This is a genomic window from Mesorhizobium sp. WSM4821 (assembly GCF_055901555.1).
This window is the reverse complement of sequence record NZ_CM148371.1, coordinates 6,033,284-6,053,754: the sequence shown is the minus strand read 5'-3', so window position 1 is coordinate 6,053,754 and position 20,471 is coordinate 6,033,284. Positions and strand designations below refer to the sequence as shown.

Sequence of the window (20,471 nt, the reverse complement as noted above, 5' to 3'; positions counted from 1 at the left end):
GGTAGGCATCATGACCGAGCTTCGCGTCTATCTGTTGGTGAAGGATCTGGGCCGCCAGTTCGCGGCGTACATGTCGACGCCGACCCGCGCGCGCGGCTACCCTCCAATGGCGGGAGAACACTCGCTCATCATCGAGGTCGCGCCGGCGCTCGCCATTCACCGCATCTGCGATCTCGCTCTCAAGCAGATGCCGGACATGGAGCCGGGTCTGCTTTACACGGAGCGGCAGTATGGCATCCTCGAACTGCATTCGTCCGATCTTGCTGAGCTCGGCCAGGCCGGCAAGGCGATTCTCCAGGGCATCGGCTGCAGGCCAGAGGATCAGCTGAAGCCGCGTACGCTGTACTGCGACATCATCGAAAACGTGTCGGACCAGCATGCAATTATCCTCAATAGGACGCGCGAGGCGTCAATGCTGCTGCCGGGGAAATCACTGCTGGTCTATGAGCTGGAGCCGGCGCTGTTTGCCACCGTCGCCGCAAACGAAGCCGAACGCGCGGCTCCCGGCATTACCCTCGTCGATGTCCAGATGATCGGCGCCAGTGGTAGGGTGTTTCTTGCCGGCACGCGCGCACAATGCGAAAGCGCTCGCGACAGCATCGACAAGGTGTTGGGCAGCGTGATCGGCCGGAGCGGGAAGGCCTAGGACAGACCTGGACGAGGTTCACGATGGGCGTCGCGGTCTCGTCTCGGCGCGACGCCACTGCATAAGGAAACGCTCGATGATCCTGAAGGACAAAGTGGCGATTGTAACCGGGGCGGGTTCCGGCATCGGCCGCGCCAGCGCCGAAATCCTCGGGCGCGAGGGTGCCAACGTGCTGGTCGCCGACCGCGATGGCGAGAAGGTGGCCGAAACGGCCAACGTGATCGAGCGGCTGGGTGCGCATGCGCTGGCGACCGCCATCGACGTCTCAGACGATCTGCAACTTGACGCGCTGGCCGCGCACTGCATTGACACGTTCGGCCGGATCGACATTCTCCACTCTCATGTCGGCATTCAGGTCGAAGGTTCGCTGGAGCAGGCGGATTCAGAGGGAATGGACAGGTCGTGGCGGCTGAACGTGCGACAGCACTTCCGCCTGGCGCAACTGGTGGTCCCGCACATGAAGGCGCAGGGCGGCGGCTCGATCATCGTCACGGCCTCGAACTCCGGTGTGTTGTACGACCGGCAGATGATCGCCTATGCCACGACAAAGCACGCGGTCGTGGCCATGACAAAACAGATCGCGCTTGATTATGCCCGCTACAACATACGGGCCAACGCGCTGTGCCCGGGCTGGGTCGACACGCCGTTCAACGAACCTTTCATGCGGCAGATGGGCGGACGCACTGCGCTCGAAAGCTATGTCAGCCAAAAAATTCCCATGGGCCGTTTCGCCACAACCAAGGAAATCGCCGAGTCGGTGCTGTTCCTCGCATCCGATCGCTCTTCCTTCATGACTGGCCAGGCGCTCGTCATCGACGGTGGCGAATGTCTCGGCTGAGTGTTTTGCGATCAATCCCGACCCTGTGCATGTCAGCACGTCGCATATTGAGCGCGCCAACCTCACCATGCGTATGACCAATCGTCGCTTCACGCGCCTCACCAATGCGTTCTCAAAGAAGTTCGAAAATCATGTCCACATGGTCGCGATTTACACCGTCTGGTACAACTTCATAAAAATGCACAAGACGCTGAAGATGACGCCGGCAATGGCCGCTGGCGTTTCGCAGACGCTTTGGTCCATGGAAGACCTTTGCGAGAAGATGGACGCCGTTGCGCACAAGCCGGCAAGCGCGGGCCTTACCAAAAGCGAGTGGTCAACGGGTAATGCCGACGCAGGAAGTTAACGATGGGGAATGGAAGCGCTGCGACGAGTGCCGCAGCAAGTATCGTGCTTCGACCTCCGCAATGGCATATCTTTGTCCCGAGTGCGCTCATGTTCTCTATGGATATGAAAACTGCCATCATGAGTTCGATGGCACCCGTTGCAAGCTTTGCGGGTGGAATGGTCGACGTTCGCGCTACGTCCGATCCTTGCTTGAAAATTACGATTAGTCGCCGTCAAATTTCAAACTGAGACTACCCAGCCGTGGATGCCTTAGCCATCGAAATCGCCAAAGCTACGAGCACGGAATCGTCGGCAGGTTTCTCGACATAAATCCCGGCCTTGAAGGCCTCACCTCGGTCCTCGATTTCCGTGGCACTATAAACCACAAAGGGGATGTTGCGGGCAACGAGTTCTTCAGCAACCGAAGAGCTGACGCCGTCCTGCAAGAGCACGTCCAGGATGACGACGTCCGGCTCAACAAGGGCCAGAATTTGCCTTGCGCGAGCGCAACTTGGCTCTGAGGCTACCGCAAAACCAGCCTGTTTAAGGGACGCCTCGATATCAACGACGATCATGGGCTCGTCCTCAACGATAAGTGCTAGAGGCTTTCTCACGCGCTTCTCCTTGCTGGGCAGGAGCACCACGTGCGCTGACACCACCGTATATCGTAAACCTGTCTGGATCACAGCGCACGATCATTTGTTAAATGAGCGAAAGCAGTCAGTCGTATCACTAGGCTCCCCAAAAGGCTGGAGCGTCGTCTTCCCCGAATAACGCACGCGGCGCCTGAATATTGGCAGTCACCAGCAGCGATCCGTGGCGTGGCTATGATCGCCGCGAGATGCTTAACGCCTAGCATCCGGCATCAGCAGCGTGGAACATTTGCGGCGAATGCAAGTTCGGCTGTAAAGCCTATGGAGGTAACCAAGTCCTTGTGTTCAGCTCTCTCCTCGGACGTGCTCATGCGCAAGCTGCGTGGCATCGCTGAGATTAGCGATGATGACGCCGCAGCCTTAGTGGGCCTCACAATTCAGGAGAAGCGTATTCCGGCTAACCAGGATCTTGTCTTGGAAGGCGATCGACCAACCCACTCGTTTGTCGTCTTGGACGGCCTGGTATGTTCCTACAAGCACACAGGTGGGGGAAAGCGGCAGATCACCAGCTTCTTTGTCGGAGGCGATCTCCCCGACCTGCACGGCATGCATCTCGCAGTCATGGACTGCAGCTTTTCTAGTCTGACGCCCGGTAGATTGGGCTTTATCCCGCACAGCGCACTTCGTCGAATTTGCGAACAGCGGCCGCGTATTGCAACCGCGTTCTGGCGATCGACCCTGATTGACGCTGCGATCTACCGGGAGTGGGTCACCAACGTCGGGAGGCGGGACGCCTACGCGCGTATGGCCCACATGTTATGCGAACTCATTGTGCGGCTGCGGTTTGCAGGTCGCATTGAAGACCACGTCGCGAGTCTGCCGATAAGCCAGGCATCACTTGGTGATGCGGTGGGTTTGTCCGCGGTTCACGTGAACCGCACGCTTCAGGCGCTACGAGGTGACGGGCTGATCGCCACGTCTGGTGCAACGTTGCGTGCTCTCGATTGGCCGGGTTTGGTGCAGGCAGGAGACTTCGATCCGACCTACCTGCACCAGAAGGATCCTGAAGTGGCGTTCTGATGACGGAAACCGACATGCCGAGATATTTCTTTGATAGCGGCGATCGCCAGCACCTCGTGGAAGACAGCACGGGTCTGGAATGCGAGGGGATTGAGGCAGCGCGCAATGCAGCCGTCGAAGGATTGACTGAGTTGGCGAAGGACGAACTGAAGGGACCCCATGGGCAGCAACTCATTATGGATATCAGGGACGAGAGTGGCAGAAAGGTTTTGAGGCTTAGCCTGTCCCTGGTGATCGAACCGCTTGAGGTAAATGCCGTCCCGCCGACACCCGACGAAGATGAACCTCGAGGTCGCGCTTGAACCATGCGAGGTCTGAGCGCCAGCCGCAGGTAAGTATGCAGTGAATGGAAGACCGGGCTTTCAGCCGCCCTCGCGGATTAAGGCGACGCGGGCCTTTGCCGAGCGATACAAACAGGCGCTCTAAAAGGCAGCGCCGAGCCGGTCATAAGGGTTATCTGCTGGTGGACCAGACGAGATGTCCATGGATGCTTTGGCTTGGTCGCTCGATGGTCGAGTTCGGCCTTCGCATATGCGTGTCGAAGACATGAACCCGGACGCTTCCTTGATCAATAGGGCGATCGAATTCCGGCCGGCGCCTGTTGTCGTGGAGCCTGCTGGGCTGTGGTGTGGTAAATGGAGCCGCCACGTTGGACGTCGCGGTAGTGCCCTCCGGAGACGGCGGAGGCGCAACTCGGAGACATCTTGCGTTGGGCCCAGTTTGTAATCTCCAGCCAGGCATAGGTCGTCTACCACTAAGCTAACATGCTGGCGGAACAACTCATGATCATTCTCATTTTGGTGATCATCAAGGGAGATTTGACATGGGCGACCGGCACAACCCAAAAATCGATGCACCGGCAAATGTCGAAAAGGACCCGGAAGATTGGATCAGCGGAGATGACCCCATGACCCCCGCACAAGCCTCCTATTTGAAAACTTTGGCCGAACAGGCCGACGACCCTGACGCCTATGCTGACGGCCTCAACAAGGCGGAAGCCTCTAAACGCATTGATGCACTGCGGGAGAAATTGGGCCTGTAGTGCCCGCTCGTGGCTTTTGGTCTCCAGCGACGGGGAGTCGATCGGGCCCGGTTCGCACGGTTTTCCTGCAGTTGTGGCCACGCAATTAACTTACAGCTCCGGGGTCAGCCAACGAACGCACCTGCTAGGACCCGTACTCATAAATTCGGTTCATGTCCGTTTCAGTCCGAAAGCAGGGCAATTGCTGTGTAGCAGCGGAATGTTACGAAATGCCGGAACGGGATATTCCAACACCTAGACCACAGCCACAATTACGTGGGCCTGAATTTTGGCAGCAACCTCGCCGCTGCCATGTCTGTCTGCAATCGCGGTTGCGGCATAGTCGGTTGCAGCTTCCAGTTCTCCCGCGCCTCTGGCCTCGATTTCGGTGCGAAGGACAGTTCCCCGGCAATAAGCTACGGCTGGAATGCGCGGCGAGGAGGCACGGCTCTGTTCGGCTCTCGTCTCGATCACCACATCGGAGAAACCCGCGTCCTCCAGCTCGCGACGGATCAGGTCCTTATCGTGATAACCGTGCGGCGTTCGTGCCAGAAAGCGCGGCGGGTCGTTGGGAAAAAACTTTGCGAGAGCATTCGTTACATCATCCGCAAATACATTCTCCTCGATGCGATCCCATACATTGAACAAAAAACGTCCTCCGGGCTTCAGAACGCGCTTTGCTTCGCGGTAGCCCGACGAGCGGTCGGGAAAGAACATCGCGCCGAACTGACAGCAAACGAGATCGAAGACCGCATCTTCAAACGGCAGCGCCAGGGCATCCGCCTGGCGCCATCTGATGCGGCTGTCAGGAGCTTGTCGCGAAGCGGCGTAGTCGAGCATCGGCTGGTTAAGGTCGGTTACGATATAGCTTGCGCCGGGGGACAGTTTTGGCGCCAATGCGCGGGTGGCAACCCCGGTTCCTGCGGCTGTTTCCAAAACGGCCCTGGGCGACAAGGACGCTGCTCGTTGTGCAAGGTCTGCGGCGAACGGCTCGAAAATCAACGGCACCATATAGCGGTCGTAGTTTTCCGGAATCGAGCCAGCAAACACCTTGTCCGTTTCCAACATTGCGATCCCCCGCAGTCCGATTGATGGCTCGCGAGCCTAGCATACAATTGCTTGGTTTGGGTCGCTTTCGACCGCGAGGCGAGCGGATCATGAATGCACTGGCAAGTGCCCATCACCACCGTCCAGATGATCGACACGTCCATTGTCCGCGTCCATCAACATGCAGCCTACATCGCCAATAGTGGCCGGCTACACATGGGCCACTCGCGCGGCCGACTGACCAGCAAGATCCATGTCATAGTCGATGCCAACGGCTTGCCAGTTCGCCTTTGCCTCACCGGCGGCCAGGCACACGACAATCGGCTGTGCTCAATCCTGCTTGGCAATCTGACGCAAGATGGACGGCTGCTCGCGGATCGTGGCTACGATGCGGACTGGATCAGGGCGTTTGTCGCGGAGCGAGGCGCGTGGGCCAACATCCCGCCAAACGCAACCGTAAGGCCAGCAGCATCCACTGTTTTGGGTCGGATTACCGAGCTTCATTCCAGTAGGCTTGCGAGAGGCGAGGGCGGCTTTGGTGCGCTCCGAGATCAATCGCCGCTCCTTCTCTGCCAAGATGCAGCATGAATGGATCAGCGTCGGCTGTAGCGCGACGACCTGGATGAGAAGCCGTATTGCCTCACCAGGATGTTCCCATGGTCCGCATTACAGCTTTCCACGCTGACGCACACGCCTGCTTCCACACCCCTGGCCGATGACAACCCCGAAGCGGTCCTTGGAGGGCAGGAGTATGTCGAACCAATCACCACCATCTGGAGCCAGGCAGCTTCAGCACAACACAATGCGGCTGCGCGGGATTCTGGCTGCGGCCGGCGCCACGAACGCCATGGCACTCGGATTTGGCAGCCTGGCGCTGACATCCGTCTTCATCAGACCGCTTGAGGCGGAGTTTGGCTGGTCGCGAGCCGACATCAGCCTTGCCTACACGCTGTCAACCGTCGGGATGGCCACGGGCGGGCTGCTCTGGGGCCGGCTGTCGGATCGATTGAATGTCAGAAGCCTGCTATTCATCGGCTCGGCTGGCATGGTGATCGCGCTTACCGCGCTTTCGTTCGCCACGTCACTCTGGCAGATCTACGCCGCCAACTTCGCCTTGGGCGGGCTCGGCTTTGCCTGTCTCTACGCACCAGTACTTGCCGTAACCGGGCTCTGGTTTAACCGCCGCCGCGGCCTGGCGATAGGCATCGTCACTGCAGGCGGAGCCCTAGGCCAAGGCATAATGCCCTACGCCGCAAATGCTCTGATCGACGGTGTCGGCTGGCGCCTCGCATACGCGATCATGGCTGTGGCGATGATGGCCTTGCTGGCGATCTTCATGCCGGCGGTTCAGGCGCCGCCTGTCGATCGCGTCGTTGCCGCACCGGTGCATCTTTCAGCAAAGCCAGGTTTCCAGAATGGCCGTCTTTCGCCGGTGACGCTGCTATCTGCCGCAGCCTTCCTTTGCTGCGCCTGCATGGGCGTCCCGCTTGTGCACCTCACGAGCTTCGTCACGGCCGTGTGCGGATCTTCGGATGTCGGCTCGCTCAGCCTCCTGGTCGCCATGCTGTTCGGCGCCGTCGGGCGTATCGCATTCGGGCTCCTCGCTGACCGGGCAGGCAATCTTGCTGCCTATGCCTTTGCATCTTTCATCCAGACAGCATGCGTTGCGATTTTTCCCGCGCTCGACCAGCAGCTGAGCCTACTGGCGCTATCGGCGGTTTTCGGCTTTGGCTTTGCCGGAAACATGACGTGCCTGATCCTTTGCGTGCGCCAGTTTGCACCAGCCGAACGCTTTGGCCAGTCACTCGGCATCGTCATGCTGGTCGCCTGGGTCGGCATGGGCGTGGCCGGCTATTTCGGCGGTTTCGTCTATGACAGCTTCGGCAGCTATGGGCCCGCTTTTCTGGTGTCATTTGCCGCTGGCACAGCCAACCTCGTCGTCCTGGGCGTATTGGCGGCGTCATCCAGCGCGACAGCGAAGGTCCCATGCGGCCGCCTTCCGCAACCCGCGATGAGCCGCTGATTCAAACGTCAATCCGCATAATTCCACGTTGGTTCGAACGCTGCAAACCACGGCTTTCCTACCATTTTCAGAGATCGAAGGGGTCGACGGAGTGGCGTCGCCACCAAGCAAGGGCAGCTGAAATGAGCAGTATCTACGACAGCATTCTCGACACGATCGGCGATACGCCGGTTGTTCGCCTTTCCCGCATCAACAACGGCGGCGCTTCGCTCTATGCCAAGATTGAGGCGTTCAATCCTGGCGGCTCGATCAAGGACCGTTTTGCCGCCGCGGTCATCGAAGAGGCGGAGGGTTCCGGTGCACTTCGGGCTGGCCAGACGGTGATCGAGGCGACGAGCGGCAACACCGGCATAGGACTTGCCATGGTTTGCGCGAGGAAAGGCTACCCTCTCGTCATCGTCATGCCGGAAAACGCCAGCCTGGAACGCCGCAAGCTGATGCGCTTTTTCGGTGCAAAGGTCGTGCTGACCCCTGCCGTCGAACGCGGCAGCGGCATGCTCGCCAAGGCCGTCGAGCTGGCCGCAGCGCACGGCTGGTTCCTCTGCCGGCAATTCGAGACGCCCGTCAACGCCGATATTCATGCCCGCACCACAGCACACGAAATCCTCACGGCGTTCCAGGACCGTCCACTCGACTACTGGGTCACCGGCACCGGGACCGGCGGAACGCTTGCCGGTGTGGCGCGAGTGCTCAAGCGCGAGCGGCCGCAAACGCGGATCATAGTCTGCGAGCCTGACAATTCGGCGCTGCTGTCGAGTGGCATTCCCCAGACTTTCGACGAACACGGACTGCCGACTCGGGCGCACACTCGCTTCCGGCCACACCCGATGCAGGGGTGGAGCCCTGATTTCATTCCGCAGATCGTCGGCAACGCCATGGCTGACGATCTTGTGGACGAGATCCTACCCGTTTCAGGCGCCAACGCTCTGGAAGCCGCACGCCGGCTTGCGACGGAAGAAGGAATACTGGCGGGCATCTCAGGCGGGGCAACCTTGAGCGGGGCTCTGGAAATTGCTCGACGCGTCGGCCCGGACCGGAACGTGCTGTGCATGTTGCCAGATACGGGTGAGCGGTATCTCAGCACGATCCTGTTCGATCACATCGGCGAGGAAATGTCGCCCGCCGAAGAGGCGCTCTCTCGCTCCACACCCGGCTACCGCTTCGACCGGCCGCCGTCCTTCGCCCTTTCATCGGCACCCCTAAACGAAATCCAAATCGACCGGTCGGCGCATGCGTTTGTCGGTGAGGCGATCCGTGATCCGCAGCATCCGGTGGTCATGTTCGCTCTGACGTGGTGCGAATTCTGCTGGACGGTAAGAAAGCTCTTCGAGCGTGCCGGAATCGCCTACAGGTCCATCGAAATCGATAGTCCGGAATTCCAGAAGAACGGCCTGGACGGGGAAATCCGCAAGGCCCTGAGGGCCCGAATCGGTTCGCCTACAATTCCGCAGGTCTTTGTCGGCGGCGAGCATATCGGTGGCTGCATGGATACGCTTGCGGCCTGGCGGAACGGCACGCTCGCAGCCCGGTTGGAGGTCGTCGGCGCAAACTACACGCCCGGCGCATGCGCAAACCCCGAGAGCCTGCTGCCCCGATGGGTGCGCGCGGCAGCGTGAGATCCCGCCTCCGGGCTGTTCAGAGTGCCGTCGCCACTATCAGAGCAAGCCGGAACGGGCGTGATCCCGTCCCGGATCGGCTTTCATCTGCACCTGTCCCTGTCGGCTTTCCCACAAACAAAAGAGCAAATCAGACCGTAGGCGGAAACTCACGCTTCCGGAAACGAACGCTTTCGGCAGCGGCACGGACTGGATACAATCCAGCGCTAATTAAGTAAGCGCACTGGGATTGGCAAAGTGTCGCTCGAAATTCGCGTTCTCGGAGATCTGACCGTCCTTCGCCGTGGCGAGGTCGTTTCCTTGCCGCCTTCGAAAAAGACGCGGGCGCTGCTGGCCTATCTTGCGCTTGTGGAGCGCCCGCAGCGGCGCGAGCGCCTTTGCGAAATGTTCTGGGAGGTACCGGACGATCCTCGCGGCGCCCTGCGCTGGAGTCTCTCGAAGATACGACAAGTTGTCGACCTCGGGGACGGCGGGATCCTGGAAGCCGACCGCAACGCAGTTCGCCTGAACACCAGCGAAGTCGTGCTGGACATCGCGCCGCTTCGCGGCCTTGGCGTTCGCGACATTGAGGCTCTCGAACCCGAGAAGCTGGAGGCCCTCGCCGGAGCGTTCCGCGGACGTTTCCTGGATGACCTCTCACTGCCGCGGTGTCCGGAATTCGAAGCCTGGCGCGTTGCGACCGCCGACGAACTGCACGTGACGCATCTGCGCATCCTTCGGGTGCTGGTCGACCGGCTTGCCGATGAGCCGGTGCGTGCGCTTCCGCACGCCCATGTCCTGCACGGGTTGGAGCCCGGGGACGTGGCACTTCGAGCGGACATCCGCCGGCTGAGCGAGGCAGCACGGCAATCCGCCATGGTCCAGAGCCGCGCCTCGAGAGCCGACACAGAGGCCGCTCCCACCGGTGAGGCGGTCACTGCGCAGGTTTGGCCTGCAGCGGAGATACAGCTCCGCCCTCCGCCGGAGCGGGTCCTTGCGCAAGAGATCCGCCGGTGCACAACGCCCGACGGCGCGCGTCTGGCCTATTCCTTGAGTGGTCAAGGCCCGCCTTTGGTAAGGGCCGCCCACTGGATGTCCCATCTCGAGCTCGAATGGGACAGTCCGGTGTGGAAGCATTGGATCGAGGGCCTTTCAGCGCACTACCAGCTGATACGCTACGACCAGCGCGGTAACGGCCTATCGGACCGGCATCCCGCCGACCTATCCTTCGAGGCCATGGTCGCCGACCTGGAGAGCATCATCGATGCGGCCGGTCTGCGCCGCGTTTCCCTGCTTGGCATTTCCCAAGGGTGCGCCGTTTCGATAGCCTATGCCGTCCGGCATCCCGAGCGGGTGGCTGGAATGGTGCTGTATGGCGGGTTTACCAAAGGCTGGCGCAAGCGGGGCAATCAGCGCGAGATAGCGCGCCGCGAAGCCATGGGAGCGCTGATTCGAGAAGGCTGGGGCCAAGACGACCCGGTGTTTCGCCAGATGTTCACCTCCCTCTTCATTCCGCAAGCAACGCCGGAACAGAGGAGTTGGTACAACGAGCTGCAACGCCATACCGTCTCGCCTGAGATTGCCCAGCGCATCTTCGAGGAAGGCGCCGTCATCGACGTGGACGAGCTGTTACCCCAGGTTCGTGTTCCGACCCTGGTGATGCATGCCACCGGGGACGCAGTCATTCCGTTCAATCACGGCCAGGCGATGGCCGGCAAAATTCCCGGCGCGCGTTTCGTTGCGCTCGACAGCGTCAACCACGTGCTGCTTGGCCATGAACCGGCATTCGCGACCTTCGTGGACGAAACGCGTCGTTTTCTTGCCGACCCCGAACAGACGCAGCAACTGGCAGGCCCTCCAGCGTCCTTGGGGATCAACCGCTCTCGGCAGTGCATAACCGTACTTGCCGCGGAAGTGGTCAGTCCAATGCATCTCCTCGAAGCGGAGGATCCGGAAGAGGCAATCCGTGAACTCCAGCCCGTCGAGGATCGGGTGATACAAGTGGTGGAGAGCCATGGCGGCGTCGTGACGTCGGCAGCTGACGGGACAATCACTGCAGCGTTCGGCCTCGCTCGCGCGACCGAGGATCACGCTTATCTCGCTTGTCGCGCGGCGCTTGCGGCCAAGCTGGCAGTGGAGGAGCTTTCCCGGGGCGGGATCCAGTTGAGGGCCGGAATAGACACCGGCGAGGTGATCGTGCGGCAGCAATCGACGACCGAAGCCAGCAAGGTCGAACTGGCCGGAGCCGCGCCTCGTGCGGCCAACCGGCTGATGCGTGCCTTGCACCGCGCGACGATCGCCGCGACGGCGCGCGCGCGCGCAGCCGCCGGGGGCTATGTGCAGATGCACCGGCTGGCGCACGCGGAGCATCCGCAACTTGGTCGCGACGAACGCATTTACGAGCTGTTGGGCGAAAACCACGCACTGTCGCGCTGGCACCTGAGGGCCAACCGCGGCCTCACCGGACTGGTGGCGCGCGAGCTTGAGCTCAAAATCCTTCTTGCAACGTGGCGCCGGGTCAGGGAGGGCCACGGCCAGGTCGTCGGAATCGTCGCCGACCCCGGCATCGGCAAATCGAGACTTGCCCATGAATTTCTCTCTCTCGACGCGGTGGCCGGTTTTACTGTGCTCGAATGCGGCGGTTTGGAGTTTGACGCGTCAGTCACTCTGGGCGCTGTAAAGAAGCTGTTGCTCTCGGCTTGTGGCATTCGCGGCGAAGACGGGTTGGCGGAAGCCCAGCGCCTGTTTGCCTTCAAGCAGGCGGAACTGGGACTGGATCCACGTCATACCGTCCCGCTTTCCTTCCTGGCGGACCTGCCGGTCAACGATTCTTCCTGGCGGCATCTCGATGCGCGGGAGCGGACCTGTCGGGTATCCGAGGCGATGAGCGCTTTTCTCGTTGCCTTGAGCCGAGCCGCGCCTGTAGCCGTGCTCATCGAGGACCTGCACTGGATCGATGCCGAGAGCGAGGCCGTGGTGAACAGGCTGGTCGAAGTCATGGGTGCCAATCGCATCATGCTGCTCGCCACCTACAGGCCGCAGTACCGGCACGACTGGAACCGCCGCGGCTGTTTCCAGCAGATAAGGCTGGAGCGGTTCGCGCGGGACGAAATGGAGCAGTTCCTCACCGGATTGCTGGGATCTGATCTCAGCCTGGGGGACCTGCGGAAATCACTTGCCGAGCGGGCCGATGGCACGCCGCTATTTCTCGAAGAAATGGTGCGCGGACTGGTTGCGGACGGTGCTCTTGCCGGCCGGTCCGGCCGCTACGAGCTCACGAGACCGGTGGAATCCATCACCATCCCGTCAACGGTTCAATCGCTCATCGCTGCGCGCATCCAGCAGCTGGGTGACTGGGAAAGGCAGGTACTCCAGGTCGCTTCGGTTATCGGCAAGAATGTTCCTTATCCGCTGCTAAGGGCGCTCTCGCCGCTGCCGGAGGCGGAGCTGGAGGCGTGCCTGGCCAAACTGCAGAGTTTGGAATTCCTGTTCGAGGTCCAGAGCTACCCTCACGTGGAATATACGTTCAAGCACGCGTTGACGCTCAAGGTGACCTACGAATCCCTGCTGGCGGAGGACCGAAAAAGGCTGCATGGGGCAGCATTGCTTGCCATGGACAGACTCTATGGCGGATCGCTGAACCACCACATCGAGGAACTGGCCGAACACGCGCTTCGTGCCGAGGCGTGGGAAGCTGCCGCGGACTATCTGCTGCAAGCGGCGGGTCGGGCCGAGGAACGCTCGGCCTATTCCGCCGCGGTCCAGTTCCTCGAAAGCGCTCGCAAGGCAGTCGCCGCGCTGCCCCGAAATCCGAAAACTCTCGCCCAGGCGATCAATCTGCGGGTGCGGATGCGACCCGCCTACGGCGCCCTTGGGGCCTACCGGAAGGCGCTGCCGCAGCTGTTGGAAGCGCGCGAACTGGCCATGGAACTGGGCGATCCGCAACTCATCTCCGATGTGTTGCTCCACCTGAGCTATCTCAACAGTTCCCACGGCCGCTACGAGGAGGCGCTGGAACCGGCCGACACACTCAAGCGCGGTGCGTTGGCAAACGGCGTGCAGCGCTGCATAAGCGAGTCGGATCTGGCCGCCTCGCAGGCCCTTCTGATCCGCAGTGAGGCGCGGCAGGTGCTGGAGCGGCTTGTTCCGCATGAGGAGAGGTTCACCAAAGCTTGGCGCCTGGAGCGCTTCGGACAGCTCGGTGCGCGTGCGGTTTGGTACCTGGGGCACCGCGCGCAGGCGGAAGCGCGCCTTGGCCGGTTCGACGATGCTGAGCGTTCCCTTGCCGAGCTGCGGAAGGTCGTCGCCGAAGTGGCGCGCCCGATCGACAACTGCGCGGCCGCCTATTTCACCGGCGTGGTGGGCGTCCTGCGCGGGCCCGAGCCGGCGCTTGTCGAGGCGCTGCAGTTGTGGTCCTCCGAAGCCGCGACCAGCGCGTCCATCCTACTGAGGCCATGGCTGTTGACGGGGCTCGGGCATGCGCAATTCCTGCTCGGCCGCAACCACGACGCGGGCGCCACCTTGGAAAGGGCGGTGAGCGAGTCTCAGAGGCTCGATCTTGCCCAGTTCGAATGTCACGCGCGCGCGGTGCTCGCCTGCGTGAGTGCGCGCCTCTGTGAGCCGGAAGCTGCGGCCAATCTCGACCATGCGCTCGAACTTGCGCGGGAACTCGGCGACCCGTGGAGCGAGATCATCGTACTGCGCGGCATTGCGGAGCTGAAGTCTCCCGGATCGGCCGTCAGCTGGCTCGAAAAGGCTTGCAGCCTTGCCAGGCGGGTTGAATTACGGCCGGAGCTTGCCCGCTCCTTGCTAGCTCTGGGGCTCGCGCAGCGGCGCGGCAAAATCGCTGGTGCGGATGCCACTCTCGCGCAAGCGGAAAAGCTCTACGCCGAAATGCAGATGCGGGAGGATGTCTTCGGCGCGGACGAGCCGATCGGTAGTGTGCTGCCCGTTCGCGTTCCCATCGCCGCTATGGTGTGATCCCGCCGCAGCAAGGATCCACTTGCTCAGCCCCGTCGAGCTCAACCTGGCGAGAATCTTGCCGAGATAAGCCGAGGTTCGGCCGTCGACGTTCGGCCCACCCAGCCCATTGCGAACTTCCGCGCTTCTATGGAGGGAAGCTGGCGAGGTTGGCGACAGGTTGCGTTCCCTGAGCGAAAGGACGAGCCGCGGTCACGCAGCTCGCCATCCCGTTGTGTCATGGAACAGTATCTGCCGCACCAAACGATCCGCCACTACGCCTGCGTGGGTCAGCGGCCCCATATGTCCGGCGCCAGGAACAATCGCCCCGATCGCGGCCGGAACGCGGGAAATAAGTTCCCGGGCGATGAGCCGCGTCGGAATTGGTGCAAATTCGCCGCGCAAAACCAACACCGGAAAGCCAAATCGGGCATACTCGCTTATTGGCATGGACTCATGGATCAACGCGTGGAAGTCGAGGCTGGCCTTCGGCAGAAACCGCACGAGTGCCGCCTGAAGTTCCGGCTTCATCGCGGCGAGGGCGCCGGCTCCGCTCCAGTAATCGATGAAACGAGCTGTCGCGGAGAGATAGCTACCGTCGATCAGGCCGTCGTGTATCGCGCTTGCGATCGCCGAGATTTCGCCGAGCGCCTCGTGGCCCTCAGATCCCAGCTCGCGCAGCAGGTGAAAGGCAGACGGTTCATAGAGCGAGAGCCTGGCCAGCCGGTGTGGACGCATCGCTGCGATATGCAGGGCCAATCCACCACCATAGGAATGGCCAATAAGATGCACAGGCCCATCATGATGGTCGATCGTCTGCAGGATCCCGGCGGATTCGTCGGCCAGACGGAAAGCGCCGGCACCGGTCCAGGTACCGCCGCCCGGCGCCCCGATCAGATCGGGCGCGATGAACCGGTAGCTGTCATCGAGTCGCTCCGCCAGGCTGCGCCATTGCCGTCCGCTGCCGCCGGAGCAGTGCAGGGCGATGACGAGTGGTGCATGGCACGCCTTGCGCGAGACGTAGAATGTCGATGCAGTGGTCATCGCACGACCTTTTTCCTCCGCATCAAGACCGCGAGCGGCGGCTGGGATCACGCCAGGTAAACAAGGTGATCGAGTCAATCTCGGAGCGGGTGATGCCGACGTCGCGCAGAATGTGGTCCGGCAACTCACAAAGCTGTCGACGGTCCCGCCGGATGCGAATGAAACGCCAGAGCGCGGCCAACATTGTTCCGCCAGCCCAACGCAAACCGCGCGTTGTGGTGGGCGACAGGGATGGGTTCAACATTGTAGTCATCTTGATTTCTCCATGGTTGCGGGCGCTGACTCCAGCGCCAGTGGAGCCCTTGTCGTGGTCGGTCGTGAGCGTCATCGTTGAAGGCAGCGTCGATTTTTGCCGCGCCAGCGTTGTATTCAGCGGTCAGGCCGCGGCCCGGCGGGAGGCGCCGAGAAACATTGCCACGTGCGTCGCCAGCGCCTCGGCATCGCGGCCGACGCCATCGAGGAAGCTGGAGTTTCGATGACGCATGAAATTGAGGCCGAGCACATAAAGTCCCGGATAGTCGCAGACGCCGCCATCGTTCAGGATTTCGCCCCCGGCGTCGAACACATCCAGCTTCAGCCATGAATATTCCCGGCGATGGCCGGTGGCCCATATGACGGTCTCGATACCCTGGTCGATGAGGTCGATTTCGGTTGGTTCGGCGCTCACAATCAGGCTCGGAATTGGGCCGGGATCGACTGAGTAGCGGCCCTCGCCGGCGGCCGCGCGGTCTATGTTGGCCAGCATGCGCCTCAGTCTGCGTTCCGCCGCGGCGGTCGTGTCGGCGAGATCGCCATTGAACCGAATGCGTGTTTCGCAAGCGGCAACGGCGCGACCGACGAGACGAACGCCTTGCTCCCGAAGGCCGGCCAGATCGAGCGACCTGCGCTCGGGTGTACCAATCAGCTGCAGGGACGGCTGCCGCCGTGCCGCGGCCAGATCCGGAACTTCGGCGACGGGCTTGGCAAGTGTTCCCAGCCGCTCGAGCCACCACAGAATGTCATGCCCGCGGTAAAGCCTCGGCAGGCGGGTATGACTGCCGACCGACAGGGTTACCGGGCGCCCGGAGCGATGGATCTCCTCGGCAAGTTGTATTCCGGTCGCGGAGGCCCCGGCCACGAGAACGCCGCCCCGAGGCAGTTGCCGAGGATTGCGGTAGTCGCGCGGCACGATCTGCCTGATACGGCAGGAGATCTCCTTTGCCATCGGCGGAATGTGCGGCCTGTCGCTGTATCCGGTCGCGACCACGACCGCACGCGCGCTCCATTGGCCGCGATCGGTCAGCAGCCGGAAGCCTCCGTCAATGGTTTCGGTCGAGAGCACCTCAACACCGTCCTCTACGGGCGCGGTGATCGAGCACGCGTAATCCTCTAGGAACCCGACGGTCTCGGCCATTGTCATGAAACCGTCGGGATTGGCCCCGCGATAGCCGCCGCCGGGCAGGCGCGTCATCCAGTTGGGCGTCAGCAGGCGGAGCGAATCCCACCGTTCGCTGCGCCAGCGTTCCGCGATCCGGCCACGCTCCAGCACGACGTGGTCTAGCCCGCGCTCGCTCAGGCATCGGCTCATGGCTAGCCCCGCCTGTCCGGCGCCGATAACGGCCACGTCTGTACGCTGCATGAATCTGCGCCTTGTAACCAGGGGCACCAGATCGCCGGCGCCATCGTATGGACGAGGCCGGCGATATTGCTCTTCCAGGTGTGAGATCAGCCTTTCACGGCAACCGAGACCGGCACGCCGTTGGTCAGCACGTCGAACACCGCGGAACGGGCGCGCGACTGCATCACGATTTCCTCAAGCTTCTCAGCCGGAGCATCGCCCTTGATCTTGAAGGAGATCCGGACGCCTTGGTAGCCGTTGCGGACTTCGTTGGAGATGCCGAGGATGCCCCGAAGGTCGATGTCGCCTTCAACGGTCGATTCCACCTCATGCAGCGTCACCCCGCGCGCGGCCGCGATGTTCGCGATGCCGGCTGTGAGGCAGGAAGCAAGCGCGTGGAGAAGATATTCGACCGGGGTCGGGCCGTTGTCTGTGCCACACAGGACCGCTGGATGGTCGCTGTCGGCCTGGTGGGCCGTCATGTGGGACTGCTCGGCGCCGGCGCCGAAGAAGTTGGCCATCGTGCTGCTGCTATGCGTGCCGGCAATCCAGCGGCTCTTGGCACGAAACTGGAACTTGGCCAGCTCCGGCTGCCCTGCGACGGCGTTGATGGTGGCCAGAAGGGTGGGCGTGTCAACGCCGTTCCTCGGCTCCCGCGGCGCCTTCTTAACGGAAGACTTTTCCATGACCATTGTATCGTCCTGCATGTCATACACTCCTGGGTTGGGATGTTGCGCGACCGGGATTGACCCCGGACGGCGAAACCTCGGCTGGCTGCGTTTGACGTGCAGTGGGAACGACAGTGGAAAAACGAGAGGTTTTTTGCGTCAGCCAGTGGTGAACAGCACCAGATCTGCGATCGGCGAAACGACGGGCCTTCAAACGCTTGCTTCACCGCGATGCTGCGATCTCCCATAGCGCCGAGAAGGCGTCACAACCGAACCCACAGGAGATCAGACCATGTCACGTTCATTTGGAATAGATACCCGCCCGTCCTCGACCGACTGGGCAGTCATAGTTCGCGGGCCAAGCAAGGCCGAGGTGCTTGCCCACATCGCGAAGATTCACACATACGCGAGCATCCTGAATCGGCGCGGCCGCGAGAAAGGGATCTGAAGGTCCGGTTTGTCACGCTCTCGGAGGATCGAAATTTGATCTTCCGCAGTCCGGACACCCAGCGAGCACCAGCGGCGTCCGGCGAAGTCGGGATTCCCGGTCTCGTCAGGCCGCTGGATGCGCGCGCCGGATGCTGGACGAGGCTGGTCTTCAGGATAGACGCCATGTGCTGAGCGTGGTCGAAGGCGCCGATCTGGCCGACGTTTATGCCGCCATGGACGTCTTCGCCTTCTCGTCGCGCTCTAACCTTCCGGCATCGGTACCAGCAAGCCGCTCGATCCAAAGCCCTTGTCAGCAAGAGAATGTCAGCTGAGAAGCCAGCCTCCAGCGCGACCCATGAATGCGTCGCGCTCCTTTGCCGCGCCTGGGACATCGAGTTCGAAATTGCCAAGCAGGGTCCTGATGTTTGAAGCAATCAGGTCGGCGAACCTCTTCATGCCGTGTTGATCGAGTCCGTCTAGCTGAGCAGCCAAGGCAGACGCGATTTCATCGCTGTAACGCGTTCTGACGCGACGCCGTGCTGCGGAGCCGTCAACTCCCATCACGCGAAGAAATTCTTCGAAGTCCTGAGCTGATATTTCCTCAATTCTGCGGGCAGGGCCAATGCTGTATGCGAGCTCGTCGGTCAGGCTGTCATCTAGCCGTGTCGGCAGGATGTCGTATCGTGGTGCCACGCGTGGTCGCTGCCCCCTCTCGAACAAGAGCGCGAAGTTTTTTGCGTGCCCATCTGCGTTTCCAATTAGCAGATCGAAGAGGGTTGCCCGGATGAACCTGTCCTTTTCGCCGACCGGATCGTTGGTCGCTTCGAGAACTCTACGGATGCCAGAGACGTCGTAACGGCGGCCTTCCACACCACGTCGTTCGTACTTTAGTGACGCGGGCAAACCGAGCGCCTGTGCAAAGTCCTCCTGATGGATTCGAACGATCTTTCCCTGCCTGTCGAGACCCCGGTCAAAGCGCGTGACAAGCAGCGCGTTTATGTTGGCAACAGGCGTCACAACAGCTTCGGCCGTCTCAAATCCCAAGGCTCGGGAGAGATCCATTGCCTCGGCTTCGAGGCGTGCGTCTTGAAGGTGCTCCTGGTCGGGAACCTTCAGGATATGCGTGGTTGGGGCGCCGGTGCCCGGATTAGGCTCAGCGAGTCTGCCGTCCGGCAGGACTGTTAACGCGATCTTGCTTTGCACGCCTGCCAGAGGCGACGGGTCTTCCGTACCCTCTGGCAGGCGCCGACGTTTGTGAAGCGAGTCGACAATCGCTTCCAGCCGCCCCGGCGCTATCGGTGAGTAGTCGTGGTGGTAGTCTCCAGGTAGTTTTACGGGTGGAGCCCCCATAGGCAGGACAGACAGGGCTCCAGCGCAGTCCTTTCCAAGATGGAGAAGCAAGCCAGCTATGTCGTCGCGTGCGAGCCCCTCTCGTGCCATGATGTCCGCGAGCGCTGAATAGTGCTCCTGAAGGAGATTGTCGAAGAATGGACGGGTGACGACGTCTTCGTAGGGCTCAGGGCTGAGAGGCAAAGACAGCGACAGCGCCGTGGCGTCCGGGTCAGACACATATTCTGCTTTGTAGGCGAACGCTACCGCTCCTCTGTCGTCGCGGACGAGGACGCCGACAGGATCGTCGTAGCCGTCAAGGCGAACGTCGAGGGCAAGCGCTTCCATCTTATCGGCGATTCCGGACAAATATCGACACGCCGGCGGCGCGCATGACTTTCAGGACCTTGCCCAATTCCAGCGTCGCCTTGCCGTTCTCCAGTTCTGAGACGAACCGGCGTCCCACACCTGCCAGGTCGGCGAATCGTTGTTGCGACAGATTTCTTTTTTCGCGGGCTCGGCGGATCAACAGTCCTAGATCCTCGGGCGAAGTGATCTCGACACCGGCTATATCGACTGTAGAGACATTCGTCCCCGGCACCGTTTTCGGATCGTGGACAACCTTTGCGCTTTCCTCTCGCGGACGCAAACCACCTGGCTCCGGAAGCAGCCTCGGTAAGGATGCCTGTATCGTCCGAGACATGTCCGGTAAATCGAGATTCACCTTCAAAGGAAGAGCTATATTCTTGGTCGGATCGCTCAAAACGTTATAGTGTGACAGGGCCTTGGCGATGTCAGCCGCTGTTTGGTTTGTCCTTGTGAGTTCGTTGCTTAGAGAGAGACCCGCGCTGAGCGCATCAGTTGGCGTGTTGATCTGGGCGATGTATTTGGCCAAATCTTGGGTCGCTCCGGCTTGCGCTATCGCGCGCGCCAAGTCCCCAGCGCCGGGGGTATTCAATTCAGACCGAGATTTAGACGCTTTTTCGACCATCGACTGCTCCCGAGCGGGTACATAGTCTATCTACGGGGGACTTTCAAGGCTGCTTGTTCCCGCTCGGGAGCGCATTCGGATTTGCGCCCGTACGGGAGCATTTCGCGGGTTTGGCGATGCCCAACAGGTCTTCCGCGCCGCGGCAGGCACCGGAAATCGCGATTGCCCTAAAAGGGGTTGAACGACGTCAAGGTAACCCGTGCCGCGAAAATCCAATAGCGCGACGCATCAGTCACGCGAAGGGGCCTGACAAGGCTGTTTGCGAGATTTCCGATCGATTAGAC

Annotated in this window: 17 protein-coding genes and 2 pseudogenes; 11 read left to right on the top strand and 8 right to left on the bottom strand. The window is 61.4% G+C overall.

What is annotated here, in order from left to right; all coding sequences use genetic code 11:
- Window positions 1-10: 10 nt before the first annotated feature.
- The 3 genes and pseudogenes from AC0NID_RS29600 to AC0NID_RS29590 all read left to right on the top strand — a co-directional run.
- On the top strand, window positions 11-646 hold the full coding sequence (locus AC0NID_RS29600; RefSeq protein ID WP_473457029.1) for a hypothetical protein: 636 nt from the start codon (window positions 11-13) through the stop codon (window positions 644-646).
- Window positions 647-722: 76 nt separating this feature from the next.
- Window positions 723-1,484, top strand: a complete 762-nt coding sequence (locus AC0NID_RS29595; RefSeq protein ID WP_473457030.1) for an SDR family NAD(P)-dependent oxidoreductase — start codon at window positions 723-725, stop codon at window positions 1,482-1,484.
- Between the two features lie 13 nt (window positions 1,485-1,497).
- Window positions 1,498-1,811: pseudogene (locus AC0NID_RS29590) on the top strand (IS1 family transposase); the annotation flags it as partial.
- 251 nt (window positions 1,812-2,062) lie between these two features.
- Here AC0NID_RS29590 and AC0NID_RS29585 read toward each other — a convergent pair.
- The gene (locus tag AC0NID_RS29585; RefSeq protein WP_473457031.1) at window positions 2,063-2,386 is read right to left on the bottom strand and encodes a response regulator; all 324 of its coding nucleotides are present in this window, start codon (window positions 2,384-2,386) and stop codon (window positions 2,063-2,065) included.
- 387 nt (window positions 2,387-2,773) lie between these two features.
- Here AC0NID_RS29585 and AC0NID_RS29580 point away from each other — a divergent pair, with 387 nt between their 5' ends.
- The 3 genes from AC0NID_RS29580 to AC0NID_RS29570 all read left to right on the top strand — a co-directional run bounded on the left by AC0NID_RS29580 (window position 2,774) and on the right by AC0NID_RS29570 (window position 4,526).
- Complete coding sequence (locus tag AC0NID_RS29580) at window positions 2,774-3,484, top strand: Crp/Fnr family transcriptional regulator (protein ID WP_473457032.1); 711 nt, start codon at window positions 2,774-2,776, stop codon at window positions 3,482-3,484.
- Complete coding sequence (locus tag AC0NID_RS29575) at window positions 3,484-3,786, top strand: DUF6894 family protein (RefSeq protein WP_473457034.1); 303 nt, start codon at window positions 3,484-3,486, stop codon at window positions 3,784-3,786. Before AC0NID_RS29580 ends, AC0NID_RS29575 begins: the two co-directional genes overlap by 1 nt.
- 521 nt (window positions 3,787-4,307) lie before the next feature.
- Window positions 4,308-4,526 (top strand): DUF3072 domain-containing protein, encoded by a 219-nt coding sequence (locus AC0NID_RS29570; protein WP_473457035.1) that lies wholly within the window; start codon window positions 4,308-4,310, stop codon window positions 4,524-4,526.
- 234 nt (window positions 4,527-4,760) lie between these two features.
- Here AC0NID_RS29570 and AC0NID_RS29565 read toward each other — a convergent pair whose 3' ends face one another.
- A complete protein-coding gene (locus tag AC0NID_RS29565) occupies window positions 4,761-5,573 on the bottom strand; it encodes a class I SAM-dependent methyltransferase (RefSeq protein WP_473457037.1) in 813 nt (270 codons plus the stop codon).
- A gap of 83 nt (window positions 5,574-5,656) precedes the next feature.
- On the opposite strand from AC0NID_RS29565, the pseudogene AC0NID_RS29560 reads away from it, so the two are divergent.
- From AC0NID_RS29560 to AC0NID_RS29545, 4 genes and pseudogenes are all read left to right on the top strand, one after another.
- Window positions 5,657-6,005 (top strand): annotated as a pseudogene (locus tag AC0NID_RS29560) (transposase); the annotation flags it as partial.
- A 298-nt stretch (window positions 6,006-6,303) separates the two neighbouring features.
- Window positions 6,304-7,575, top strand: coding sequence for an MFS transporter (locus AC0NID_RS29555; protein WP_473457038.1), 1,272 nt, complete (start codon window positions 6,304-6,306; stop codon window positions 7,573-7,575).
- A gap of 122 nt (window positions 7,576-7,697) precedes the next feature.
- Window positions 7,698-9,191 (top strand): cysteine synthase A, encoded by a 1,494-nt coding sequence (gene cysK, locus AC0NID_RS29550; protein WP_473457040.1) that lies wholly within the window; start codon window positions 7,698-7,700, stop codon window positions 9,189-9,191.
- Window positions 9,192-9,539: 348 nt separating this feature from the next.
- A complete protein-coding gene (locus AC0NID_RS29545) occupies window positions 9,540-14,150 on the top strand; it encodes an alpha/beta fold hydrolase (protein WP_473457041.1) in 4,611 nt (1,536 codons plus the stop codon).
- A 192-nt stretch (window positions 14,151-14,342) separates the two neighbouring features.
- On the opposite strand, the gene AC0NID_RS29540 is transcribed toward AC0NID_RS29545, so the two are convergent.
- The 4 genes from AC0NID_RS29540 to AC0NID_RS29525 all read right to left on the bottom strand — a co-directional run bounded on the left by AC0NID_RS29540 (window position 14,343) and on the right by AC0NID_RS29525 (window position 17,462).
- The gene (locus tag AC0NID_RS29540; RefSeq protein WP_473457042.1) at window positions 14,343-15,224 is read right to left on the bottom strand and encodes an alpha/beta fold hydrolase; all 882 of its coding nucleotides are present in this window, start codon (window positions 15,222-15,224) and stop codon (window positions 14,343-14,345) included.
- Entirely contained in the window at window positions 15,196-15,357 is a 162-nt protein-coding gene (locus AC0NID_RS29535; RefSeq protein ID WP_473522316.1) for a YjiS-like domain-containing protein, read from the bottom strand. Before AC0NID_RS29535 ends, AC0NID_RS29540 begins: the two co-directional genes overlap by 29 nt.
- A gap of 192 nt (window positions 15,358-15,549) precedes the next feature.
- The gene (locus AC0NID_RS29530; RefSeq protein WP_473457044.1) at window positions 15,550-16,791 is read right to left on the bottom strand and encodes an NAD(P)-binding domain-containing protein; all 1,242 of its coding nucleotides are present in this window, start codon (window positions 16,789-16,791) and stop codon (window positions 15,550-15,552) included.
- Between the two features lie 86 nt (window positions 16,792-16,877).
- Window positions 16,878-17,462 (bottom strand): OsmC family protein, encoded by a 585-nt coding sequence (locus AC0NID_RS29525; protein WP_473457045.1) that lies wholly within the window; start codon window positions 17,460-17,462, stop codon window positions 16,878-16,880.
- A gap of 554 nt (window positions 17,463-18,016) precedes the next feature.
- On the opposite strand from AC0NID_RS29525, the gene AC0NID_RS29520 reads away from it, so the two are divergent.
- On the top strand, window positions 18,017-18,199 hold the full coding sequence (locus AC0NID_RS29520; RefSeq protein WP_473457047.1) for a hypothetical protein: 183 nt from the start codon (window positions 18,017-18,019) through the stop codon (window positions 18,197-18,199).
- Here the strand turns inward: AC0NID_RS29520 and AC0NID_RS29515 are convergent.
- Together AC0NID_RS29515 and AC0NID_RS29510 are read right to left on the bottom strand one after the other, a co-directional pair.
- Window positions 18,192-19,544, bottom strand: coding sequence for a HipA domain-containing protein (locus AC0NID_RS29515; RefSeq protein ID WP_473457048.1), 1,353 nt, complete (start codon window positions 19,542-19,544; stop codon window positions 18,192-18,194). The genes AC0NID_RS29520 and AC0NID_RS29515 overlap by 8 nt on opposite strands.
- Before the next feature lies 1 nt (window position 19,545).
- The gene (locus AC0NID_RS29510; protein WP_473457049.1) at window positions 19,546-20,187 is read right to left on the bottom strand and encodes a helix-turn-helix transcriptional regulator; all 642 of its coding nucleotides are present in this window, start codon (window positions 20,185-20,187) and stop codon (window positions 19,546-19,548) included.
- Window positions 20,188-20,471: the final 284 nt, after the last annotated feature.

Excerpts from the sequence above, each read along its gene's own strand:
- cysK (WP_473457040.1), top strand. The coding sequence starts at position 7,698 with ATGAGCAGTATCTACGACAGCATTCTCGACACGATCGGCGATACGCCG.
- AC0NID_RS29585 (WP_473457031.1), bottom strand. The coding sequence starts at position 2,386 with ATGATCGTCGTTGATATCGAGGCGTCCCTTAAACAGGCTGGTTTTGCG.
- AC0NID_RS29580 (WP_473457032.1), top strand. The coding sequence starts at position 2,774 with ATGCGCAAGCTGCGTGGCATCGCTGAGATTAGCGATGATGACGCCGCA.
- AC0NID_RS29555 (WP_473457038.1), top strand. The coding sequence starts at position 6,304 with ATGTCGAACCAATCACCACCATCTGGAGCCAGGCAGCTTCAGCACAAC.
- AC0NID_RS29525 (WP_473457045.1), bottom strand. The coding sequence starts at position 17,462 with ATGGTCATGGAAAAGTCTTCCGTTAAGAAGGCGCCGCGGGAGCCGAGG.
- AC0NID_RS29565 (WP_473457037.1), bottom strand. The coding sequence starts at position 5,573 with ATGTTGGAAACGGACAAGGTGTTTGCTGGCTCGATTCCGGAAAACTAC.
- AC0NID_RS29510 (WP_473457049.1), bottom strand. The coding sequence starts at position 20,187 with ATGGTCGAAAAAGCGTCTAAATCTCGGTCTGAATTGAATACCCCCGGC.
- AC0NID_RS29520 (WP_473457047.1), top strand. The coding sequence starts at position 18,017 with ATGCTGGACGAGGCTGGTCTTCAGGATAGACGCCATGTGCTGAGCGTG.
- AC0NID_RS29570 (WP_473457035.1), top strand. The coding sequence starts at position 4,308 with ATGGGCGACCGGCACAACCCAAAAATCGATGCACCGGCAAATGTCGAA.
- AC0NID_RS29530 (WP_473457044.1), bottom strand. The coding sequence starts at position 16,791 with ATGCAGCGTACAGACGTGGCCGTTATCGGCGCCGGACAGGCGGGGCTA.
- AC0NID_RS29595 (WP_473457030.1), top strand. The coding sequence starts at position 723 with ATGATCCTGAAGGACAAAGTGGCGATTGTAACCGGGGCGGGTTCCGGC.
- AC0NID_RS29515 (WP_473457048.1), bottom strand. The coding sequence starts at position 19,544 with ATGGAAGCGCTTGCCCTCGACGTTCGCCTTGACGGCTACGACGATCCT.
- AC0NID_RS29575 (WP_473457034.1), top strand. The coding sequence starts at position 3,484 with ATGACGGAAACCGACATGCCGAGATATTTCTTTGATAGCGGCGATCGC.
- AC0NID_RS29600 (WP_473457029.1), top strand. The coding sequence starts at position 11 with ATGACCGAGCTTCGCGTCTATCTGTTGGTGAAGGATCTGGGCCGCCAG.
- AC0NID_RS29535 (WP_473522316.1), bottom strand. The coding sequence starts at position 15,357 with ATGTTGGCCGCGCTCTGGCGTTTCATTCGCATCCGGCGGGACCGTCGA.